The sequence below is a fragment of the Crinalium epipsammum PCC 9333 genome, from assembly GCF_000317495.1.
In the GTDB taxonomy this organism is placed as follows: Bacteria; Cyanobacteriota; Cyanobacteriia; order Cyanobacteriales; family PCC-9333; genus Crinalium; species Crinalium epipsammum.
The window spans coordinates 3,699,421-3,715,343 of record NC_019753.1; the positions used below are offsets into that span (position 1 = coordinate 3,699,421).

Consider the following 15,923-nt stretch of genomic DNA (forward strand, 5'->3'; position numbering starts at 1 on the left):
ACTTAACGAGAATCAGTTCCTTGGTTAGGAGCGCCTTGAACGCGAGTTCCAGCTTCTCCAGATTCTGGTGCAGCACTGGCTTTGCCGCTAGGCTTGGGCGCACCCTGACCTGTTGTGCGTGTGCGTTCGTCAATAGTGGTTTGCTTGCCACCTGGTTTAGCAGTTGAAGCTTTAGACTTAGCTGTGGGTGGTGCAATTTCTACCACTTCAGCCTGGCTAAAGTTATTAGTGTTAACGCCTGCGTAATTGACATTCTCGAAGCGGACAATTACTGGATATTTGATTCCGCTTTGATCAACGGTAGCAACTGTGCCGACATCCTGAAACCAGAATGATTCTTTGCGGAGAATGCGTACTTTAGAACCACGCTGTACCATAAGTGTTTTTCCAAAAAGTGTTAATAAGCTTCAGAGTACTACTGGATTAGGACTCGCTGTAGCCCTTATTCTTTAAGTTTTATTGCAAATTTGTCTACTTTTCATTAACAAAAAGCGCCGAATGTCGCCCCAGATAAGGAATTAGAGTAATTTTTTCAATCAAAAAGATAGGTTTGGTTAAGTACTCGCAAATCCAGATTATGGGTTAGTAGGGGGAGGTGAAACTGGTGCTTGAGTTGGCTGCTGAGGGCTAGGTAAGGATTGTTCTATATTGGAACCGCGATCGTAAATTTCAATATCCCACTGTCCTGAGCGGTTAGACTCAAATGCTACAAATCGACCGTTGCCACTAATTGTGGGATGACGGACTTCGGCTAGTAAATTTTCAGTAATTACTTCTGACTCAAAACTTTGACGATCGTAAACAAAAACATCTGGCTTGCCACGTTGCTCAGAAATGTAAACTATGTAGCGACCATCAGCACTAATATCGGGTTGATCTTGGATACTATTTGGCGGATTTAGTCCAGGTAGATCAATAAGACGCTTGTTTGGAACGTCATAGAGAAACACGCGGCGTTGACTCAGCCTATCTGAAGCAAAAACTAGGTAGCGACCATCGTATGAATAGCGGGGTTGTTGATCTGCAACTACACTGTTGAGTGTAGATCCAAAAGTTTGAGTCGGTGGGGTGAGAAAGCCTTGTTCACGACAACCGCCCAACCCTAGTAATATCAAGCCTAAAAATGTTAGGTTGCTTGTGCCAAGGTAGCTAAGAAACAACTTCATCGTTAGCAGTTGGCAGGGGACAACAGTTGACATTATCTATACAAACTTTGCCCCACTGTAAAGCCCAACGTACAAGTGCTACTCGGTTCTCTGTTGCGGTTTTTGTCAGGATATTACTGATGTGATTGTCAACTGTACGTTTACTAATTTCCAATTTTTCAGCAATATCGTGGTTAGTTAAACCCGCAGTGACTAATTCAATAATTTGTAGTTCTCTCTCTGAGAGGGAAGCTGGGGTTCTTGGCTTGGTATTAGCCATGATGGATTTTTCCTTAGTATATCTACTTACATATCTATTTCAATTCTAAACGCAAGGCTAACGCTCTGGTAGGCTGATATCAGGTTGCCTAAAGATGCTCTTATGTCTAATCGTGTTTTGTGTCTCGGTGAGATTTTATTTGATTGTCTAGCGGATCAAGTAGGACTCCCTCTAGATCAAGTAAAATCATGGACTCCCTACCCAGGGGGAGCGCCTGCAAATGTTGCTTGTGCTTTAGTTAAGTTAGGTACTAATGCTGGGTTTATTGGCTGCGTAGGGGCTGATCAACCAGGAGATTCGTTAGTACAAGTGTTACAGGAGGTGGGTGTTGATACTACTGGGGTACAACGTCATCAGACTGCGCCAACTCGACAAGTTTATGTGCTGAGATCGGAAGCAGGCGATCGCGAATTCGCGGGTTTTGGTGACAAAGATACGACAGAATTTGCTGATGCTTTTTTGCAAGGTAATCATCTACCAGAAGGCATATTTGAAACTGCTGATTTTTTAGTTTTGGGAACTCTGGAATTAGCTTACCCAGAAACAAGAGGTGCGATCGCCAAAGCGTTGAAATTAGCAGAACAATATGATGTCAAAATTTTGCTAGATGTGAATTGGCGACCGATGTTTTGGACTAACCCTGATGAAGCAAAACCATTAATTCAAGAATTATTTAAGCGCGTTGATTTTCTGAAGCTTTCTGAAGAAGAAGCTGAGTGGTTATTTGATACAACTGATGCAGGTGCTATTACTTATCGGCTTAATTCTTTAGAAGGTGTTTTAGTTACTGCGGGTGAAAAAGGTTGCGGTTACTGTCTATCAGAAAATGAAGGTCATGTGTCTTCATTTGATATAGATGTAGTTGATACAACTGGCGCTGGCGATGCTTTTGTTGCTGGTTTTTTACATCAATTATGCAAACTCGGTATTAAGAGTTTAACTGATGGCGAAACTGCCAAAAATATTGTTACATACGCGAATGCAGTAGGGGCTTTAACAACAATGAAACCAGGTGCGATCGCATCTCAACCTACAGCAGCAGAAGTCGAAACTTTTCTATCTCAGCAACAAAATGTTACTAAATAGCAATTCTGTTCTGTGTAAAATAATTACCGATCAAATTGCACAAGCACCAAATCATCAAATAAATTTTGCAGAGTACATGGATTTGGTGCTGTATCATCCCCAGCATGGTTATTATGCTGCTAATGCTACTAACATTGGGGCGCAAGGGGATTTTGTTACCTCTCCCCATTTTGGTACTGATTTCGGTGAGTTATTAGCAGAACAATTTGTCGAAATGTGGGAGATTTTAGGAAATCCTCCTTCGTTTCAGTTAGTAGAAATGGGCGCAGGACAAGGTTTGATAGCAACTGATGTCTTGCGCTATCTCCATCGACAGCATCCCAATTTTTTTAACTCGTTAGAATACATCATTGTTGAAAAAGCAGCAGCAATGATTACTCAACAACAGCAGTTTTTGCAAAGAGCATTACCTAATTTAGAATTACCTGTAAGGTGGTCTACTTTTGAAGAAATTTCAGATAATTCGATAGTCGGTTGTTGTTTTTCTAATGAGTTAGTAGATGCTTTACCCGTAAATCAAATTGCGCTGAAAAAAGGTCAGCTAAAGGAAATTTATGTAACCACACCCTCCCTTGATAAAAGTGGGGAAGCCAGAGGGAGTAGTGAATTTGTAGAGGTAACTGATGAACTTTCGACACCGCAACTATCTGAGTATTTTGAGTTAGTTGGAATTAATTTATTTAGCGGTAATTATCAGGATGGATACCGTAGTGAGGTAAATTTAGCAGCTTTGGACTGGCTAAAAACAATATCCAATAAACTACAGCAGGGTTATCTGCTAACAATTGACTATGGTTACACAGCAACTCGATATTACAACCCTCAACGTTATCAGGGAACTTTGCAGTGTTACTATCAACACGCCCATCATAATGATCCCTATATCAATATTGGATATCAAGATATTACTGCCCATGTAGACTTTACCGCCTTAGAACGTCAGGGGGAATTGTGCGGTTTACACAAGGTAGGATTTACTCAGCAGGGGTTATTTTTAATGGCGTTAGGGTTAGGCGATCGCATTTCCGCTATATCTACTAGCAGCGTTACTGATACTCAAGGTATCCAACAAATTTTACAGCGCCGTGATGCTTTACACCAACTAATTAATCCAATGGGGTTGGGGAAGTTTGGCGTTTTAATTCAAAGTAAGTGGTTAACTGAAGATCATCAGCGACAACTAAAAGGTTTGAGTATGCCTAGTATGTGATGAATGTGCGATACTCCTGCGGAGTTGCAGGTGCGATCGCATCCTAAAAAATGTCCTTTATTAACCTTCTTTCTCCCCCTCCCTGTCAACAGGTTAGCCTCAAGTTAATATAATTAAAAGTAAATCTGTTGGCTGCACTTTCAGATAATAAGAGGAAAAAACTTACAGTGGAAGCAACAACGATAGACTGTGCCGTAGCTTGCGTTAATGGCTGCGTTTTAGGAGATAAATGTCCTAAGCTGGAATATGTCAGCGAAGCATCCAAATTTATGCAAGAAACTTCCTTAGATAAAATGCACGAAATTGCTGAGGAAGCGAGAAGGAAGAAACTTATGGAACCGCCCAAGTGGGTTATTCCTGATTTTCCTTAATTGCCAGAAAAGTTTGCAAATCTCAATCCCCTCCAATATTTAGGGAGGGGATGTGTTTAAGATTCAATTAATCTTATCAGACGTTCTGGATTCCAAATTTCCTCAGCAATCTTCTGATAAAGCTTCTGCCGTGCCTCCAAATCTGCCTTTTTAAATTCCTCATGCGGCTGAAAAGGTAAATTACTCCGTTTCTTATATGCCAAAAACTCTGGGTTATGGTCGTAACATTGAGGATTTAGGGATTGAGCTAAAATATTCTGACCGTAATAATGGGGCAATTTTTCAGTGTAAGGCAAATCACCATAACTAGCGTTAAAAGACCTTGGTAGCAACAACAAACCCCCAATACGGTTGCGATACTCTAAAAAATCTTCCTTACTAGAAAACTCATCGGAATGACGTTCAAACTTATTTGCCCAAATATGCTCTATGTCGTAGCGATTCTTCCCACGAGATCTGTATTCCTTATAATGCGAATCTAGCCCCGATTGCCTTTCCACATGGTCTGTTATTCGGGCGAGAAACTGCTTAATAGCATTAGAGTTTTGCTGATACAATCGCAGTCTGTCATTAGAAGCAAATACTTCTGCTTGTGCAACTAACTTTTGAAGCAAAATAACAGCGAGTTCGGTAGGGTTTTTTCCCTGAATATCCCGCATAACTACAAACATGGCATACTGCATCGTGTCGTAAGTAATGTTCTGGAAGTTCCATAACCTACGGGCAAGAAGAATATCGAGAAAACTTGCCACTAAACGAATTTTCCGATTAACAACTTGGGGATCATCATCAGGATTTAGAGGTGCAAGTAATAAAGGATATTGCAGAGTAAAATTATACTGGGCATTATAAAAAACTTCTTCTAACCCTGCTTTCAAAGATATTGATGCTTTTCGCAACTGAAGATACTGACGGGTATAAAATGCAAAATCTCGCTCAATAAAGCGCACAAATTCAGCACTATTATTGAGTCCAATTTTATCCCGATAGTCGCGTACCCACCGATGAAATTCAGTACCGATGCGCTCAAAGTCACCAGGAACAGCACCTTTTTTGCGTTCCCGAATTGTTTGGGCGTACTGACTGCGAAGCCAAGTTTTAATGGCATCAACTTCTTCTTCTTTGCCCAATTCCATCAAAGCATTTACTCGTTGTTTCCAAAGCTGATTTATTTGTTCCCTCTTGGCTTCATCGTTGATATTTGCCACAAAGAATCCCTTGAGCATATCTGTTGGTGTCAGAGATAGCCCTCGGTCGTTCATTGTTTCAAAAATAATATAAGCATCCTCATCCGAGTAAGCTGTAATTTCAACGATATTAACGTTCTCTATTAGCCAATCAATAAAGTAGGGTAAAGCATTTCCCGTTAAATCTTCAGGAAAATTTTCTTTAATATCTTGATAACGAGCAATAATATTCTTTACTGATTCCGGTTTATCTATATCATCAAAAGGAATTTGGTTAAAGAGTGCTTCCATACAAGAATTTCGCTCTTCAACATCCAGGTTAAAGGATTTTTGAGAAAATTTTTCTGAAAATATTAAATCGTCAATTTTAACTTGATGAGGGCGTTCTTTTTGTAAGTTATGTAGAAAAATCAGCAGTAGAGATAAAGTAGTCAGCCTTTGCTGTCCGTCAATAATAAATTTCTTAGCTTCCTTCTGGCTAATAATAATTGAACCTAAGAAGTAATGCCCGTAGTTCTCAACAGCTTGACGTTCGTGAGTTATATCAAAATCATATAAAAATTTACCTGTTATATCTTGTAAAAGCTCTTGAATTTGTTTAGTTTCCCATTTATACTCCCTTTGGTAATAGTCAATAGAGTATTTATTACCGCTTAAAAGTTGACGAATTGTTTTAGCATCTCCCAGAATCTCTTTCATTCCGCTATTTCTTCACCTGCAACAATTTTATATAGTATACCTTCTGTTTCGGATAGAGCTTAAGGGTAGAAAAAATAAATTTATGTTTTACCCGGGGAAAAATTCTGATGATAAAATTTCTGTTAAGTTATATAGGCAAGTTTCAGGAAATAAAGATAATCCGGTTTCTCTTTCTGCGCTCAGGGCAGCTAGAGGATAAACTTTTTCTATAACTTCGCAAAGATTCGATTGTAGACTAGGATTTTCTTGCAGTAGTTTTTCTAAGCGCAGGCGTTGCTCTTTGATGGTTAATTGCCAACGACGGGAACGTAAATTAGGCTGAAACTGCCATTTTAATAAGTGCATAATCAAAACTTCTAATCTACTTTCTAATTGTCTTTTTTCAGAGCGTCCCATGTCTTCTATTTCTTCAGCAATATTCTGCCAATCTATTTGATGTAGTTGCCCTGTTTTTAATAAATGTGCTTGCTCTTGTGTCCAAGCATAAAAGTCATTATCATGGGTAGCTGAGTTCATAAATTATCCTAAATTAGGAACAGGGGTTCTCGTTCCTACGATCAAGCCTAGTAACGAGCATTTTCATTCAATGTTTTAATTAATTTTTAGTAGGATCGCATCAAATTTTTGCTTCTCTCATGTTTAAGATTATAAATAAATCTTATGGCAAATGCTGATTGACAACAGTAGGGGCAGAAGAACAACTACAAACTTAGGAGGTAACGAACCATGATCGCAGCCAAAGAAAATTTCTCCACCCTAACCCCCGAAGAATATTTCACTTGGGAAGAACAGCAGCTAGAAAAGCATGAATTGATCAACGGTCAAGTTTATGCCATGAGCGGCGGTAGTGTAAATCACAGTCGCATAGCAGTACGCTTTACTACCCTGATTGATACGCATTTAGACGGTAGCAACTGTATTACTGGTAACTCTGACCTGCGAATTAACATTGTTGGTACAAATAACTACACCTACCCAGATGCTAGCGTCACGTGCGACGATCGCGACAAAACCACCACCCAATACATCACCTACCCCTGCTTAATCGTCGAAATACTCTCAAAAAGTACCGAAGCCTACGACAGAGGCGGCAAATTCAGAATGTATCGCAACAATCCAGCCTTACAAGATTACTTATTAGTAAGTTCCACTAGCATCGAAATGGACTTATATCATAAAAATGAAGCAGGTGACTGGTTGATTATCAACTACAAAGCAGGCGACACGATCAAACTTAAAAGCATTAACCTCAATTTTCCAATTGAGCAAGTCTATCGCAGTTTAACTCTTGAACCAGAGAATGAAGGCTAAAACAGATTGGATCATTGTCCTCAGCGCCTTGTCGGTTGCTATAAATCCCCAAAAAACAAGGGTTCTAACTTACCGAAAAGCTAAAACCCTTATCTTATTTAATGCGGATGAAAGGACTTGAACCTTCACTCCTCTCGGAACTAGAACCTAAATCTAGCGCGTCTGCCAATTCCGCCACATCCGCAAATATTCCTTAACTATCATAGCAAAACTTTTACGATTATGGCAAGTATTATTGGCTTTATTTTCGAGATTTATTTTTAAATTAGTTTAACCAACCAGTAGCGATTGTCCTCCGTCAATCCAAACCTCAGTTCCAGTAACGTGGCTAGAGGCATCTGAGGCTAAAAATAGCACCAGTTGGGCTACCTGTTCAGAAGTCCCAGGCTTACCATCTGTTAGAGGGATTTCTCCTTCAGGATACTCAACTTCTTCCTTAATCTCCTCCACATCCCGTCGCTCTGTATTTTCGTCAATACTGGTTGTAATTGCCCCTGGGCAAATCACATTTACACGGATACGGTGTTCAGCAAGTTCTAACGCCGCCATTTTAGTAAAAGCTACTTGGGCAGCCTTAGAACAAGCATAAGCGGTAGCACCAGTATTGCTGAATATACGAGTGCCATTAACCGAGGAGGTGACAATTACCGAGCCACCTTGTTTTTTGAGATAAGGCACAGCATATTTAACCGTCAAAAATGTACCTTTTAGGTTAATATTTAGGGTTTTATCCCATTCTTCTGGCTCCAACTCTTCCAACGATGCCCAAACCCCATTAATTCCAGCATTGGCAAAGACAATATCCAAGCGCCCCCATTGATTGACAATCTGCTGTACAGCTTGTTGCATCTGTTCTGGTTGAGAGATATCTGCTGTAACTGGTATTGCTTCACCGCCAGCAGCTTGAATTTGGGCTACTGTTTTGTTTAATTCTTCCTCCGTCCGACCTAGTGCCGCTACTTTTGCGCCTTCTTTGGCAAACAACAACGCTGTTGCCTTAGCGATACCGGAACCAGCACCAGTAATCAATGCGACTTTTTCTGCCAGTTGCATATCCTTTCTCCGCTTTTAACTATAGAAGTTACCCACAGGACTTACGCAAAGCCTAAGTCCTGTAGGGTGCGTTAGCGTAGCGTAACGCACCCTACCCACTGGCTATATATAGTCGGGGCATCTTGCCCGTAAACCCACGAATACCTAAATTAATAGTTGAATACACTGAGCAAAAATTACATCCATCTTCTTTGGTAATTAGAATGCTGGTGGTTTTTCTGGAGGCGGTAACTGCTGGGCTGGAGGATCAGGTGGTCGCTCTTGGGAACGAGCAAATCCCCTAGAGACGTATGTATATCCCAAATATGCAGGCGCTATTAAAGTTAAAATGGCTGCTAACGTACCCAACCAATTGATTGTTGTCCAAGTGGGACCATAGTACGAGCGGTAAGGGTCGAAAGACAAGAATTCTGGATTAACGATCTCACGTAGGGCAATTGGTCGCTTAAACCGCGCCCGCCGATCATCAAGTTTTTCTAGTAAAATCCAACCAGCAGATCTTTCTTCTTCACATAGCTGCTGAAAAATCCTCGGATCGCGGAATAAATCTCTTTTAGCTCGCACAATCTTAAATTCCCAGCCCATTAAGCGCGGATCTGGGTTTTTAGCAGGCTCGATCGCGGAACTATTGTTTTGTATTTCTAGTGGTTGGTGTACTATAGCAAGCTCTTCTTTTGATTCAAAGCTAGTCAAGATGTCCTCCTCCTCCTCCCATTCATTTTGTTTACGAATAGTTTGCTGTCGCCAGTATAGCCAGCCACTTACGGAAAGCGTCTGTAGACCCAGACTCCCCACTAAGACGCTGCCAATTATGACTTCAAGCATATTTTTCTTGCTATATCAATAACAAAGTTAATAAATTTTTTGAGAACAGTGGTAAATCTGTCAGCAATAATCCTGCTAAAAACGCTACCTATAGTGGGCGGAATCCTCTGAGGATATACCAGGTAAGTTAGTACAAAATGCTTTGTAATTACCATGAAAAAGCTGACTACTAATACCTGATTGCTAACTGCTTTTATCTGGGTAGAGGTGGTAAATAACCTTCAAGCATACAATCTGAACCCACTGGTCGCCATGTCACTCTTTCTAGAGTTATAGCATCCGTCATCATTGCCAATCCCAAATCTCCCACAGGTGAGGGTGCTGTTTTGCCACCAACTATTTTGGGAGCAATAAAAGCAAGTACTTTTTGAACAGCGGCTTGTGCGATCGCACTAGCCGCTAATGTACCCCCACATTCCCATAATACAGACAGCAAGTTTCGCTGATATAAATATTCCATTACTTTTGTAGGAGTTAACGGCGTTAACTCTACCACTTCAACGTTCTTTTTCAACAACATTTGCTGAAAATATGGAGATGAATTTGCTTCTGTTAATACCAGCGTGGGCGCATCTGTTGTTTCCCAAAGATATGCGTCTGTTGGTAAGTCTAAATTTCGGCTCATCACTACCCGCAAGGGATTATGAGTATATGTTTGATGGCTAGTCAATTTAGGATTGTCTAGGCGCACTGTATTACCACCAACAATTACGGCATCACAAGCCGCACGTAACTGATGCACTATATGACGAGCATCAGGGCTAGTAATCCAAGCACTGTGTCCTGTGGTAGTCGCAATCTTACCATCCAGGGTCATGGCATATTTTAAAATTCCAAACGGGCGCTGGTAGAGAATACGATGAATAAAAGCTTCATTGAGTTGGCGACAAGCTTCTTCTTCTACACCTACTACTACTTCAATCCCAGCCTGCTGTAATCTCGCTATACCTCCACCCGATACACGGGGATCGGGATCAACCATCCCTACCACCACCTTAGCCACCCCAGCAGCAACTAACGCTTCTGAACAAGGTGGTGTCCGTCCATAGTGATTGCAAGGCTCTAGATTGACATATATAGTTGCTCCAACAGCTAGATCACCTGCCTCTCGCAAAGCGAATACTTCTGCATGGGGATTACCCGCACCTGGATGAAATCCTTCGCCAATAATTTGCCCATCTTTAACAATTACAGCACCTACTAAGGGATTAGGTGCTGTTCGCCCCAAAGCGCGACGAGCAAGTTCAATACATCGCTGCATCATTGCTCGATCTAATGGTGTTCCTAAAAAAGACGCGGATAACATTTGGTCTGAATCAATTTGAGCGTCTAAGGGAGAGTTTTCCATAAACTTGCTGTTGTTGCTGCCTACTCTGTAATTAGTAATTAGTCATTAAGTTATGATCTATGTATATAAGTAGTTGCCAAGGTTTGGGGGATATACTTCTAGTTTATATATGTTTTTCTAATCAATATAAGGGACTCAAGTCCATGACAACTTATGTTTTTATTGATAACGTAAAGAAATGTATCAAAGAGCAAATTTGAGTAACTTTTGATGACAGGAACGACAGCTTCAAAATTACAATCACCTTTTTATCGGTGTCGAGATTACCCAAAAAAGTCAGGGATGACGGTGTTCTGTGACTTTGACGGACCGATAGTTAATGTCTCGGAACGATACTACAGCACCTATCAGATAGCACTAGCTGATCTAGTGGCATCTTATCAAGCTCAAGGCATGATCCTGCCCATCCAAGTACTCAGTAAACAGCAGTTTTGGGAAATGAAGCAAGATCGAGTTCCCGATGTGGAAATTGCCATGCGTTCAGGTTTGCAGGGGGAACAGATTGATTCTTTTTTAAGGAATGTATGTGAAATTGTCAATCAGCCTAGTTTATTAAATAAAGATAAGATGCAGCCTGGAGTGAGTTGGGCATTGGCACTGCTGCATCAAGAGGGAGTCAAATTAGTATTAGTGACATTGCGCGATCGCACTGAAGCCACACAGATATTAATAAATTATGGTTTAGCACGTTTATTTAGTGGCATATACGGTACTGATGATAGCCAGATAGCTTATCAAAACAACTCAGAAGCAAAAACACAACTTTTGGCACAAGCAATTAAGGAACAATCTCCCCGATCAAGTTGGATGGTTGGAGATACCGAAGCTGATATATTAGCAGGACAAGCATTAGGAATTCCGACAATTGCTGTTACCTGTGGAATTCGTAGTTGCTATATGCTGAAAAAATTTCAACCTACTCGCATCCACAGCGACTTACTATCTGTAGCCCATGATTTACTCGGTATAACCCAGCTAGTTCGGGTTTAAGATTGCTGTAACAAATTCATCTGTACCCACCAGCGATTGAGCGGGTAGTAAACTACAGGAGCCCAGAGGCTACTAACAATAGCAGAGGCTAAAGCAATTAACTGATAGTCAGTCCAAATTTCCGCCCAGTTGCGATCGCCCTGCAACAAATACTGTGCTGCTGTAATTGTTTCACCTACAATAGCCATACCAAATACAATTAAAGCTATAGAAATAAAGTCTTCCTGAATGAATCGTTGTTTTTGAATCCTCGCGCTCAAGAATCCAACTAGCATTAAACTGATGGTATGGCTAGGATGAGGAGATGTCATCCCATCTTGAATTAATCCTAATACTAACCCTGCAAACGCTCCTTGAACAGGCGATCGCTTAATACTCCAAGTAACCACCCAAATTAATAACCAATTAGGGCTAAATCCGAATATTTCCATCCCAGATAAGCGAGTTGGCAAAATCAATAAGCATAAAATTACGGAAAAAACAATCACAAAGCCGTTAAGAATTTGCCGAGTCCGTAGTGATAATTTAGAAATCTTGATCACTTTCTAATGGTGGTTTAGGATAAACAATTACCCACTCCAAAAAACTCATTGGTGCGGTCAGTTCAATCACTGCTTCAGGAGCGGGATTTTTACTTAAATTTAAAGACTCTACACGCCCGATTGGTAAGCCTGCGGGAAACAGTTGGCTCACAGATGAGGTAGTAACAGAGTCACCTACACGAACATCTGGAACTTTATCAAAAAATTGCATTACAGCACGATTGGAACCTTGACCCCGAATATAACCCATTTGGCGGCTACGGCTGATCAGCACACCTACCCGACTGCTTGGGTCACTAATTAGCAAGATGCGGCTAGTACGGGGTGTAACACTCACAACCCGACCTACTAAACCGCCTACTCCCATCACACTAAAGCCTACTTTAATGCCATCTTGACTCCCGCGACCTAAAGTTATCTGTTGCCACCATTGATCGGCACTGCGACCAATAATTGGAGCAACGAAGCCTTTTTGTTTCTCAGCCCCAACATAACCTAACAGTTGTTGTAACTTTTGATTTTGGCTTTGTAACTCATTTAACTCTATTTCCAGTTCTCTAGTTCGGGCAGTTGTTAAGCGTTCCTCTGGAGTTGGTTTTGATTGAAAAGGACGGGTAAGTGACTGGTAAGCCTCAAACAAAACTCCTCCCTGAGTATATTGAAGCCCATAGGCAGTTCCTAAGCTCAGACTTACCAAAACAAATTGTAGCCAGTGTCGATCCCACCAGCGACGCAACGTATACATAAAAAGCTGTGAGTTATTTCTAAAGTGATGAGTTTTGAATTAAAACTCGTATATTGGGCATTATTTTCAACTACTGCTCCTTGAGACCTAGAACAAGAGGTTTTTTATTACCATCAAAACTGGCGATCATTTCCCAAATACTAACTACATATTTCGGGAATGGGCGCTGAATACCCGTCCTAGCTGCTTAAAGTTCTCCAATACGCGCCCTGTACCCAAAACTACACAACTTAAGGGGTCTGCTGCAATGTGTGTGACAATTCCCGTTTCGTGGCTAATTAGGGTATCTAAACCTCTAAGTAATGCGCCACCACCAGCTAACATAATTCCTCTGTCAATGATGTCTGCTGCGAGTTCTGGAGGTGTCCGTTCCAAAGTACGCTTGACAGCTTCAATAATCACAGATAGCGGTTCAGACATACTTTCACGAATTTCTGGACCTTTAATTGTGACTGTTCTGGGTAATCCAGAAAGCAAGTGTAAGCCACGAACTTCCATCATGGCATCGTCATCTTCATGGGTAGGATAGGCGGAACCCATTTGAATTTTAATTTCTTCTGCGGTGCGTTCCCCAATGACTAAATTATGCACCTTTTTCATGTATTGAATGATCGATTCACTCAATTCATCACCAGCAACCCGTACAGATTCACTAATAACTGTTCCTTGCAAACTTAAAACTGCTACTTCGGTTGTACCGCCACCGATATCAATAATCATGTTTCCTGTAGCTTCTGCTACTGGTAAGCCAGCACCAATGGCTGCTGCTACTGGCTCATCAATTAAGAAAACCTCTCTCGCTCCAGCTTGAGATGCTGCTTCCATTACTGCGCGTCGCTCGACTCCAGTAACGCCACTGGGAATACCGATCACAATTCGAGGAGAAACTAGGGTTCTGCCTTCGTGTACTCGGCGGATAAATTGCTTGAGCATCATCTCGGCAATGTCAAAATCTGCGATCACACCATCACGGAGGGGACGCACGGCAATTACATTTCCGGGAGTCCGACCTAGCATTTTTTTAGCTTCCTCACCCACTGCTAGGGGAATTCTGAGGTTTTGATCGATGGCAACAACAGAAGGTTCCTGCAAAACAATTCCTTTGCCGGATACATAAACTAAGGTGTTAGCAGTCCCCAGGTCAATTCCCATGTCCCGGGATAAGGAAAAGCGATTGAACAAACCCACGCGCTTCTTAGCCCCCAAATAAAAATGCCGTTATTAATGACGGAAATGTACCCTAAATATAACCGAGGTGGATTGTATTATGTTTTTGATCCTGAGTCTAGTTTAGGTGTTTGCGATCGCATTTTCGTGATCGCCATCAGTAGGAAAAATTCATTCCCATACCTAAATAACAGGGGCAAGCAATTTCCACCTCAGATTCCCTGAATTTTGGGTAAATTTAAGATACACCACACACAAGTACACCAGTACTAATAAAACTATGATGAATCTCAATGTTGTTAATCTCGTCGGACGAGTCGGTGGAGAGCCTGAAGTTAAGTATTTTGAGTCAGGTAGTGTTAAGTGTAACCTGACCCTAGCAGTCAATCGTCGCACAAGTAAGAGCGACCAGCCGGACTGGTTTAATCTGGAACTGTGGGGTAAGACGGCGGAGATTGCTGGTAACTATGTACGCAAGGGTAGCTTAATTGGGGTTCAAGGTTCTTTAAAGATAGAGACTTGGAGCGATCGCACTACAGGCACTAACCGCTCAAAGCCTGTGATCAAAGTTGACCGCCTAGATCTACTAGGTTCTAAAAAAGACACAGATGCTAGTGCAGTTGACAATTATAGCGGTCAGGGGACGGAATTTTAACTCAAATGGGATAAATTGTCAAGTGTTGAGTTATTAGTTGGCAACTCATAACTCAACACTGATTTTTTTTAGGTTTAGTAGCTGATTTGTAACGTAACAGAACCCTCTACCTGTTGTTCACCGCCTACAACTGGTGTAGAAGAGTCTGACTTAGCTAAAGTACTGGCAAGGCGTGGCATGGGTACTGGCGGGGGTGGACTAGCACCATTAACTTGAATGTTCACAATTTCCCTACGAGTAAGATTTAATGCCCCCAAAACGCTCTCTGCTTGTCGTTGAGCGTCCTGAGTTGCTTTGCGTAAAGCAGTTTGTTGAGCCGCCTCAATTGCGCTATCATTAGCCACAAAACTAATGCCATCAATGCGTGTCGCGCCAGCTTTCACCGCGTCATCTAATAGAGAGCCAACTCTTTGAGTATCTAGCCGAAAGCTAACGGTATTAGTAGCTACATAGCCAGTAAGTCGTTGTACATTGTTCTCATAGCTATAGCTTGGGTTGAGCCTAATGCCAGTAGTTTCTAGTTTTTCAACATTGCGCGATCGCAGTAACTCTACTACGGCACTTGATCGTCGTGCAACCTCCTGCTGCGCTGCTGTCGCAGTTTTTCCCGACACCTCAACACCTAGTTCTACTTGCGCCTTAGTGGTAGGAATCCTTTCCACACCTCTACCAGTAACCGTAATCGTCTTCAACATTCTCTCTTGGGCAAAAGCAGGATGTGCAAAGGTTAAGCCTAAAATACCCAAAGACAAAAATATAGCTGGCAACCGATTCCAAGAACTAAGCTTAATATCAGACATACTTATTTTATTCATCATTGATTCAGAGATATTCTTTTAGAATCTCAAAACGTCTATCAGTCTGTTATGGTATAACTTATTTTTAATCTGCCACTGAAACTATCAAAAGTTTAAGCTGTTACAGTTTTAGCAACTCATCGCTGATCAAGATTACCAAAAGACTCAGGCACAACCGTAGACTTCATAAAAATGCTATATGTATAATTTATTGCACATTTGGGATAGCCATAAAATCCAATTGTTTGGTTAATAAGCTGATAGTTGACACCAAAATAGTTAAAATTTAGAGCGAGAATTTTATATTTCGTACTCATTGGAATCTGAGGATTTGAGTAAAGCCTGGCACTGTTCACTCAAGCCGTTGATTTGAGCCATTTTTTCTTACTGTCCACTATCGCTGGTGTAGGTATATACTTGAAGCGCGATCGCCTAAGTAACTAGCAGCTTGAGTTACTATAAACTTACTAAGATATAGATCAGCTACTCATTATTTTTTTCTGTCATAGCAT

Annotated in this window: 19 protein-coding genes and 1 tRNA gene; 7 read left to right on the top strand and 13 right to left on the bottom strand. The window is 41.3% G+C overall.

Annotation, left to right across the window (positions count from 1 at the left end):
• Positions 1-2 precede the first annotated feature (2 nt).
• From CRI9333_RS16130 to pedR, 3 genes are all read right to left on the bottom strand, one after another.
• A complete protein-coding gene (locus CRI9333_RS16130; protein WP_015204237.1) occupies positions 3-377 on the bottom strand; it encodes a photosystem I reaction center subunit IV in 375 nt (124 codons plus the stop codon).
• Between the two features lie 198 nt (positions 378-575).
• Entirely contained in the window at positions 576-1,166 is a 591-nt protein-coding gene (locus CRI9333_RS16135) for a TolB family protein (RefSeq protein WP_015204238.1), read from the bottom strand.
• Positions 1,150-1,425: a photosynthetic electron transport-dependent transcriptional regulator PedR gene (gene pedR / locus CRI9333_RS16140; RefSeq protein ID WP_015204239.1), complete on the bottom strand. Its 276-nt coding sequence runs from the start codon at positions 1,423-1,425 to the stop codon at positions 1,150-1,152. Before pedR ends, CRI9333_RS16135 begins: the two co-directional genes overlap by 17 nt.
• 102 nt (positions 1,426-1,527) lie before the next feature.
• On the opposite strand from pedR, the gene CRI9333_RS16145 reads away from it, so the two are divergent.
• The 3 genes from CRI9333_RS16145 (at position 1,528) to CRI9333_RS16155 (ending at position 4,092) form a co-directional block, all read left to right on the top strand.
• Positions 1,528-2,511 (top strand): carbohydrate kinase family protein, encoded by a 984-nt coding sequence (locus CRI9333_RS16145; RefSeq protein WP_015204240.1) that lies wholly within the window; start codon positions 1,528-1,530, stop codon positions 2,509-2,511.
• The gene (locus CRI9333_RS16150) at positions 2,498-3,721 is read left to right on the top strand and encodes a class I SAM-dependent methyltransferase (protein ID WP_015204241.1); all 1,224 of its coding nucleotides are present in this window, start codon (positions 2,498-2,500) and stop codon (positions 3,719-3,721) included. Before CRI9333_RS16145 ends, CRI9333_RS16150 begins: the two co-directional genes overlap by 14 nt.
• A 167-nt stretch (positions 3,722-3,888) precedes the next feature.
• Complete coding sequence (locus CRI9333_RS16155; RefSeq protein ID WP_015204242.1) at positions 3,889-4,092, top strand: hypothetical protein; 204 nt, start codon at positions 3,889-3,891, stop codon at positions 4,090-4,092.
• 56 nt (positions 4,093-4,148) lie between these two features.
• Here the strand turns inward: CRI9333_RS16155 and CRI9333_RS16160 are convergent, their stop codons facing one another.
• Positions 4,149-5,978 (bottom strand): DUF262 domain-containing protein, encoded by a 1,830-nt coding sequence (locus CRI9333_RS16160; protein WP_015204243.1) that lies wholly within the window; start codon positions 5,976-5,978, stop codon positions 4,149-4,151.
• An 87-nt stretch (positions 5,979-6,065) separates the two neighbouring features.
• On the bottom strand, positions 6,066-6,494 hold the full coding sequence (locus CRI9333_RS16165) for a DUF29 domain-containing protein (protein WP_015204244.1): 429 nt from the start codon (positions 6,492-6,494) through the stop codon (positions 6,066-6,068).
• Positions 6,495-6,704: 210 nt separating this feature from the next.
• Here CRI9333_RS16165 and CRI9333_RS16170 point away from each other — a divergent pair, with 210 nt between their 5' ends.
• On the top strand, positions 6,705-7,289 hold the full coding sequence (locus tag CRI9333_RS16170) for a Uma2 family endonuclease (protein ID WP_015204245.1): 585 nt from the start codon (positions 6,705-6,707) through the stop codon (positions 7,287-7,289).
• Between the two features lie 102 nt (positions 7,290-7,391).
• On the opposite strand, the gene CRI9333_RS16175 is transcribed toward CRI9333_RS16170, so the two are convergent.
• The 4 genes from CRI9333_RS16175 to ribD form a co-directional block, all read right to left on the bottom strand.
• A tRNA-Leu gene (locus CRI9333_RS16175) sits at positions 7,392-7,473 on the bottom strand.
• An 86-nt stretch (positions 7,474-7,559) separates the two neighbouring features.
• Entirely contained in the window at positions 7,560-8,342 is a 783-nt protein-coding gene (locus tag CRI9333_RS16180; protein WP_015204246.1) for an SDR family oxidoreductase, read from the bottom strand.
• A 198-nt stretch (positions 8,343-8,540) separates the two neighbouring features.
• Positions 8,541-9,167 carry a hypothetical protein gene (locus CRI9333_RS16185; protein WP_015204247.1) on the bottom strand — a complete coding sequence of 209 codons (627 nt, stop codon included), beginning with the start codon at positions 9,165-9,167 and terminating at the stop codon, positions 8,541-8,543.
• 193 nt (positions 9,168-9,360) lie between these two features.
• Entirely contained in the window at positions 9,361-10,515 is a 1,155-nt protein-coding gene (gene ribD, locus CRI9333_RS16190) for a bifunctional diaminohydroxyphosphoribosylaminopyrimidine deaminase/5-amino-6-(5-phosphoribosylamino)uracil reductase RibD (RefSeq protein ID WP_015204248.1), read from the bottom strand.
• 210 nt (positions 10,516-10,725) lie between these two features.
• On the opposite strand from ribD, the gene CRI9333_RS16195 reads away from it, so the two are divergent.
• On the top strand, positions 10,726-11,505 hold the full coding sequence (locus CRI9333_RS16195; RefSeq protein ID WP_015204249.1) for an HAD family hydrolase: 780 nt from the start codon (positions 10,726-10,728) through the stop codon (positions 11,503-11,505).
• Here CRI9333_RS16195 and mreD read toward each other — a convergent pair.
• The 3 genes from mreD to CRI9333_RS16210 all read right to left on the bottom strand — a co-directional run bounded on the left by mreD (position 11,502) and on the right by CRI9333_RS16210 (position 13,944).
• Positions 11,502-12,047, bottom strand: a complete 546-nt coding sequence (gene mreD / locus CRI9333_RS16200) for a rod shape-determining protein MreD (RefSeq protein WP_015204250.1) — start codon at positions 12,045-12,047, stop codon at positions 11,502-11,504. The genes CRI9333_RS16195 and mreD overlap by 4 nt on opposite strands.
• Positions 12,031-12,792 (bottom strand): rod shape-determining protein MreC, encoded by a 762-nt coding sequence (mreC, locus tag CRI9333_RS16205; protein WP_015204251.1) that lies wholly within the window; start codon positions 12,790-12,792, stop codon positions 12,031-12,033. The genes mreD and mreC overlap by 17 nt, the downstream gene beginning before the upstream one ends.
• Before the next feature lie 144 nt (positions 12,793-12,936).
• On the bottom strand, positions 12,937-13,944 hold the full coding sequence (locus tag CRI9333_RS16210) for a rod shape-determining protein (RefSeq protein ID WP_015204252.1): 1,008 nt from the start codon (positions 13,942-13,944) through the stop codon (positions 12,937-12,939).
• Positions 13,945-14,016: 72 nt separating this feature from the next.
• Between CRI9333_RS16210 and CRI9333_RS26825 the strand changes: the two genes are divergently transcribed.
• Together CRI9333_RS26825 and CRI9333_RS16215 are read left to right on the top strand one after the other, a co-directional pair.
• Positions 14,017-14,184: a hypothetical protein gene (locus CRI9333_RS26825; RefSeq protein ID WP_157462338.1), complete on the top strand. Its 168-nt coding sequence runs from the start codon at positions 14,017-14,019 to the stop codon at positions 14,182-14,184.
• Between the two features lie 58 nt (positions 14,185-14,242).
• Positions 14,243-14,614, top strand: coding sequence for a single-stranded DNA-binding protein (locus tag CRI9333_RS16215; RefSeq protein ID WP_041226086.1), 372 nt, complete (start codon positions 14,243-14,245; stop codon positions 14,612-14,614).
• A 74-nt stretch (positions 14,615-14,688) separates the two neighbouring features.
• On the opposite strand, the gene CRI9333_RS16220 is transcribed toward CRI9333_RS16215, so the two are convergent.
• Positions 14,689-15,429, bottom strand: coding sequence for an SIMPL domain-containing protein (locus CRI9333_RS16220; RefSeq protein WP_041226087.1), 741 nt, complete (start codon positions 15,427-15,429; stop codon positions 14,689-14,691).
• Between the last annotated feature and the right edge of the window lie 494 nt (positions 15,430-15,923).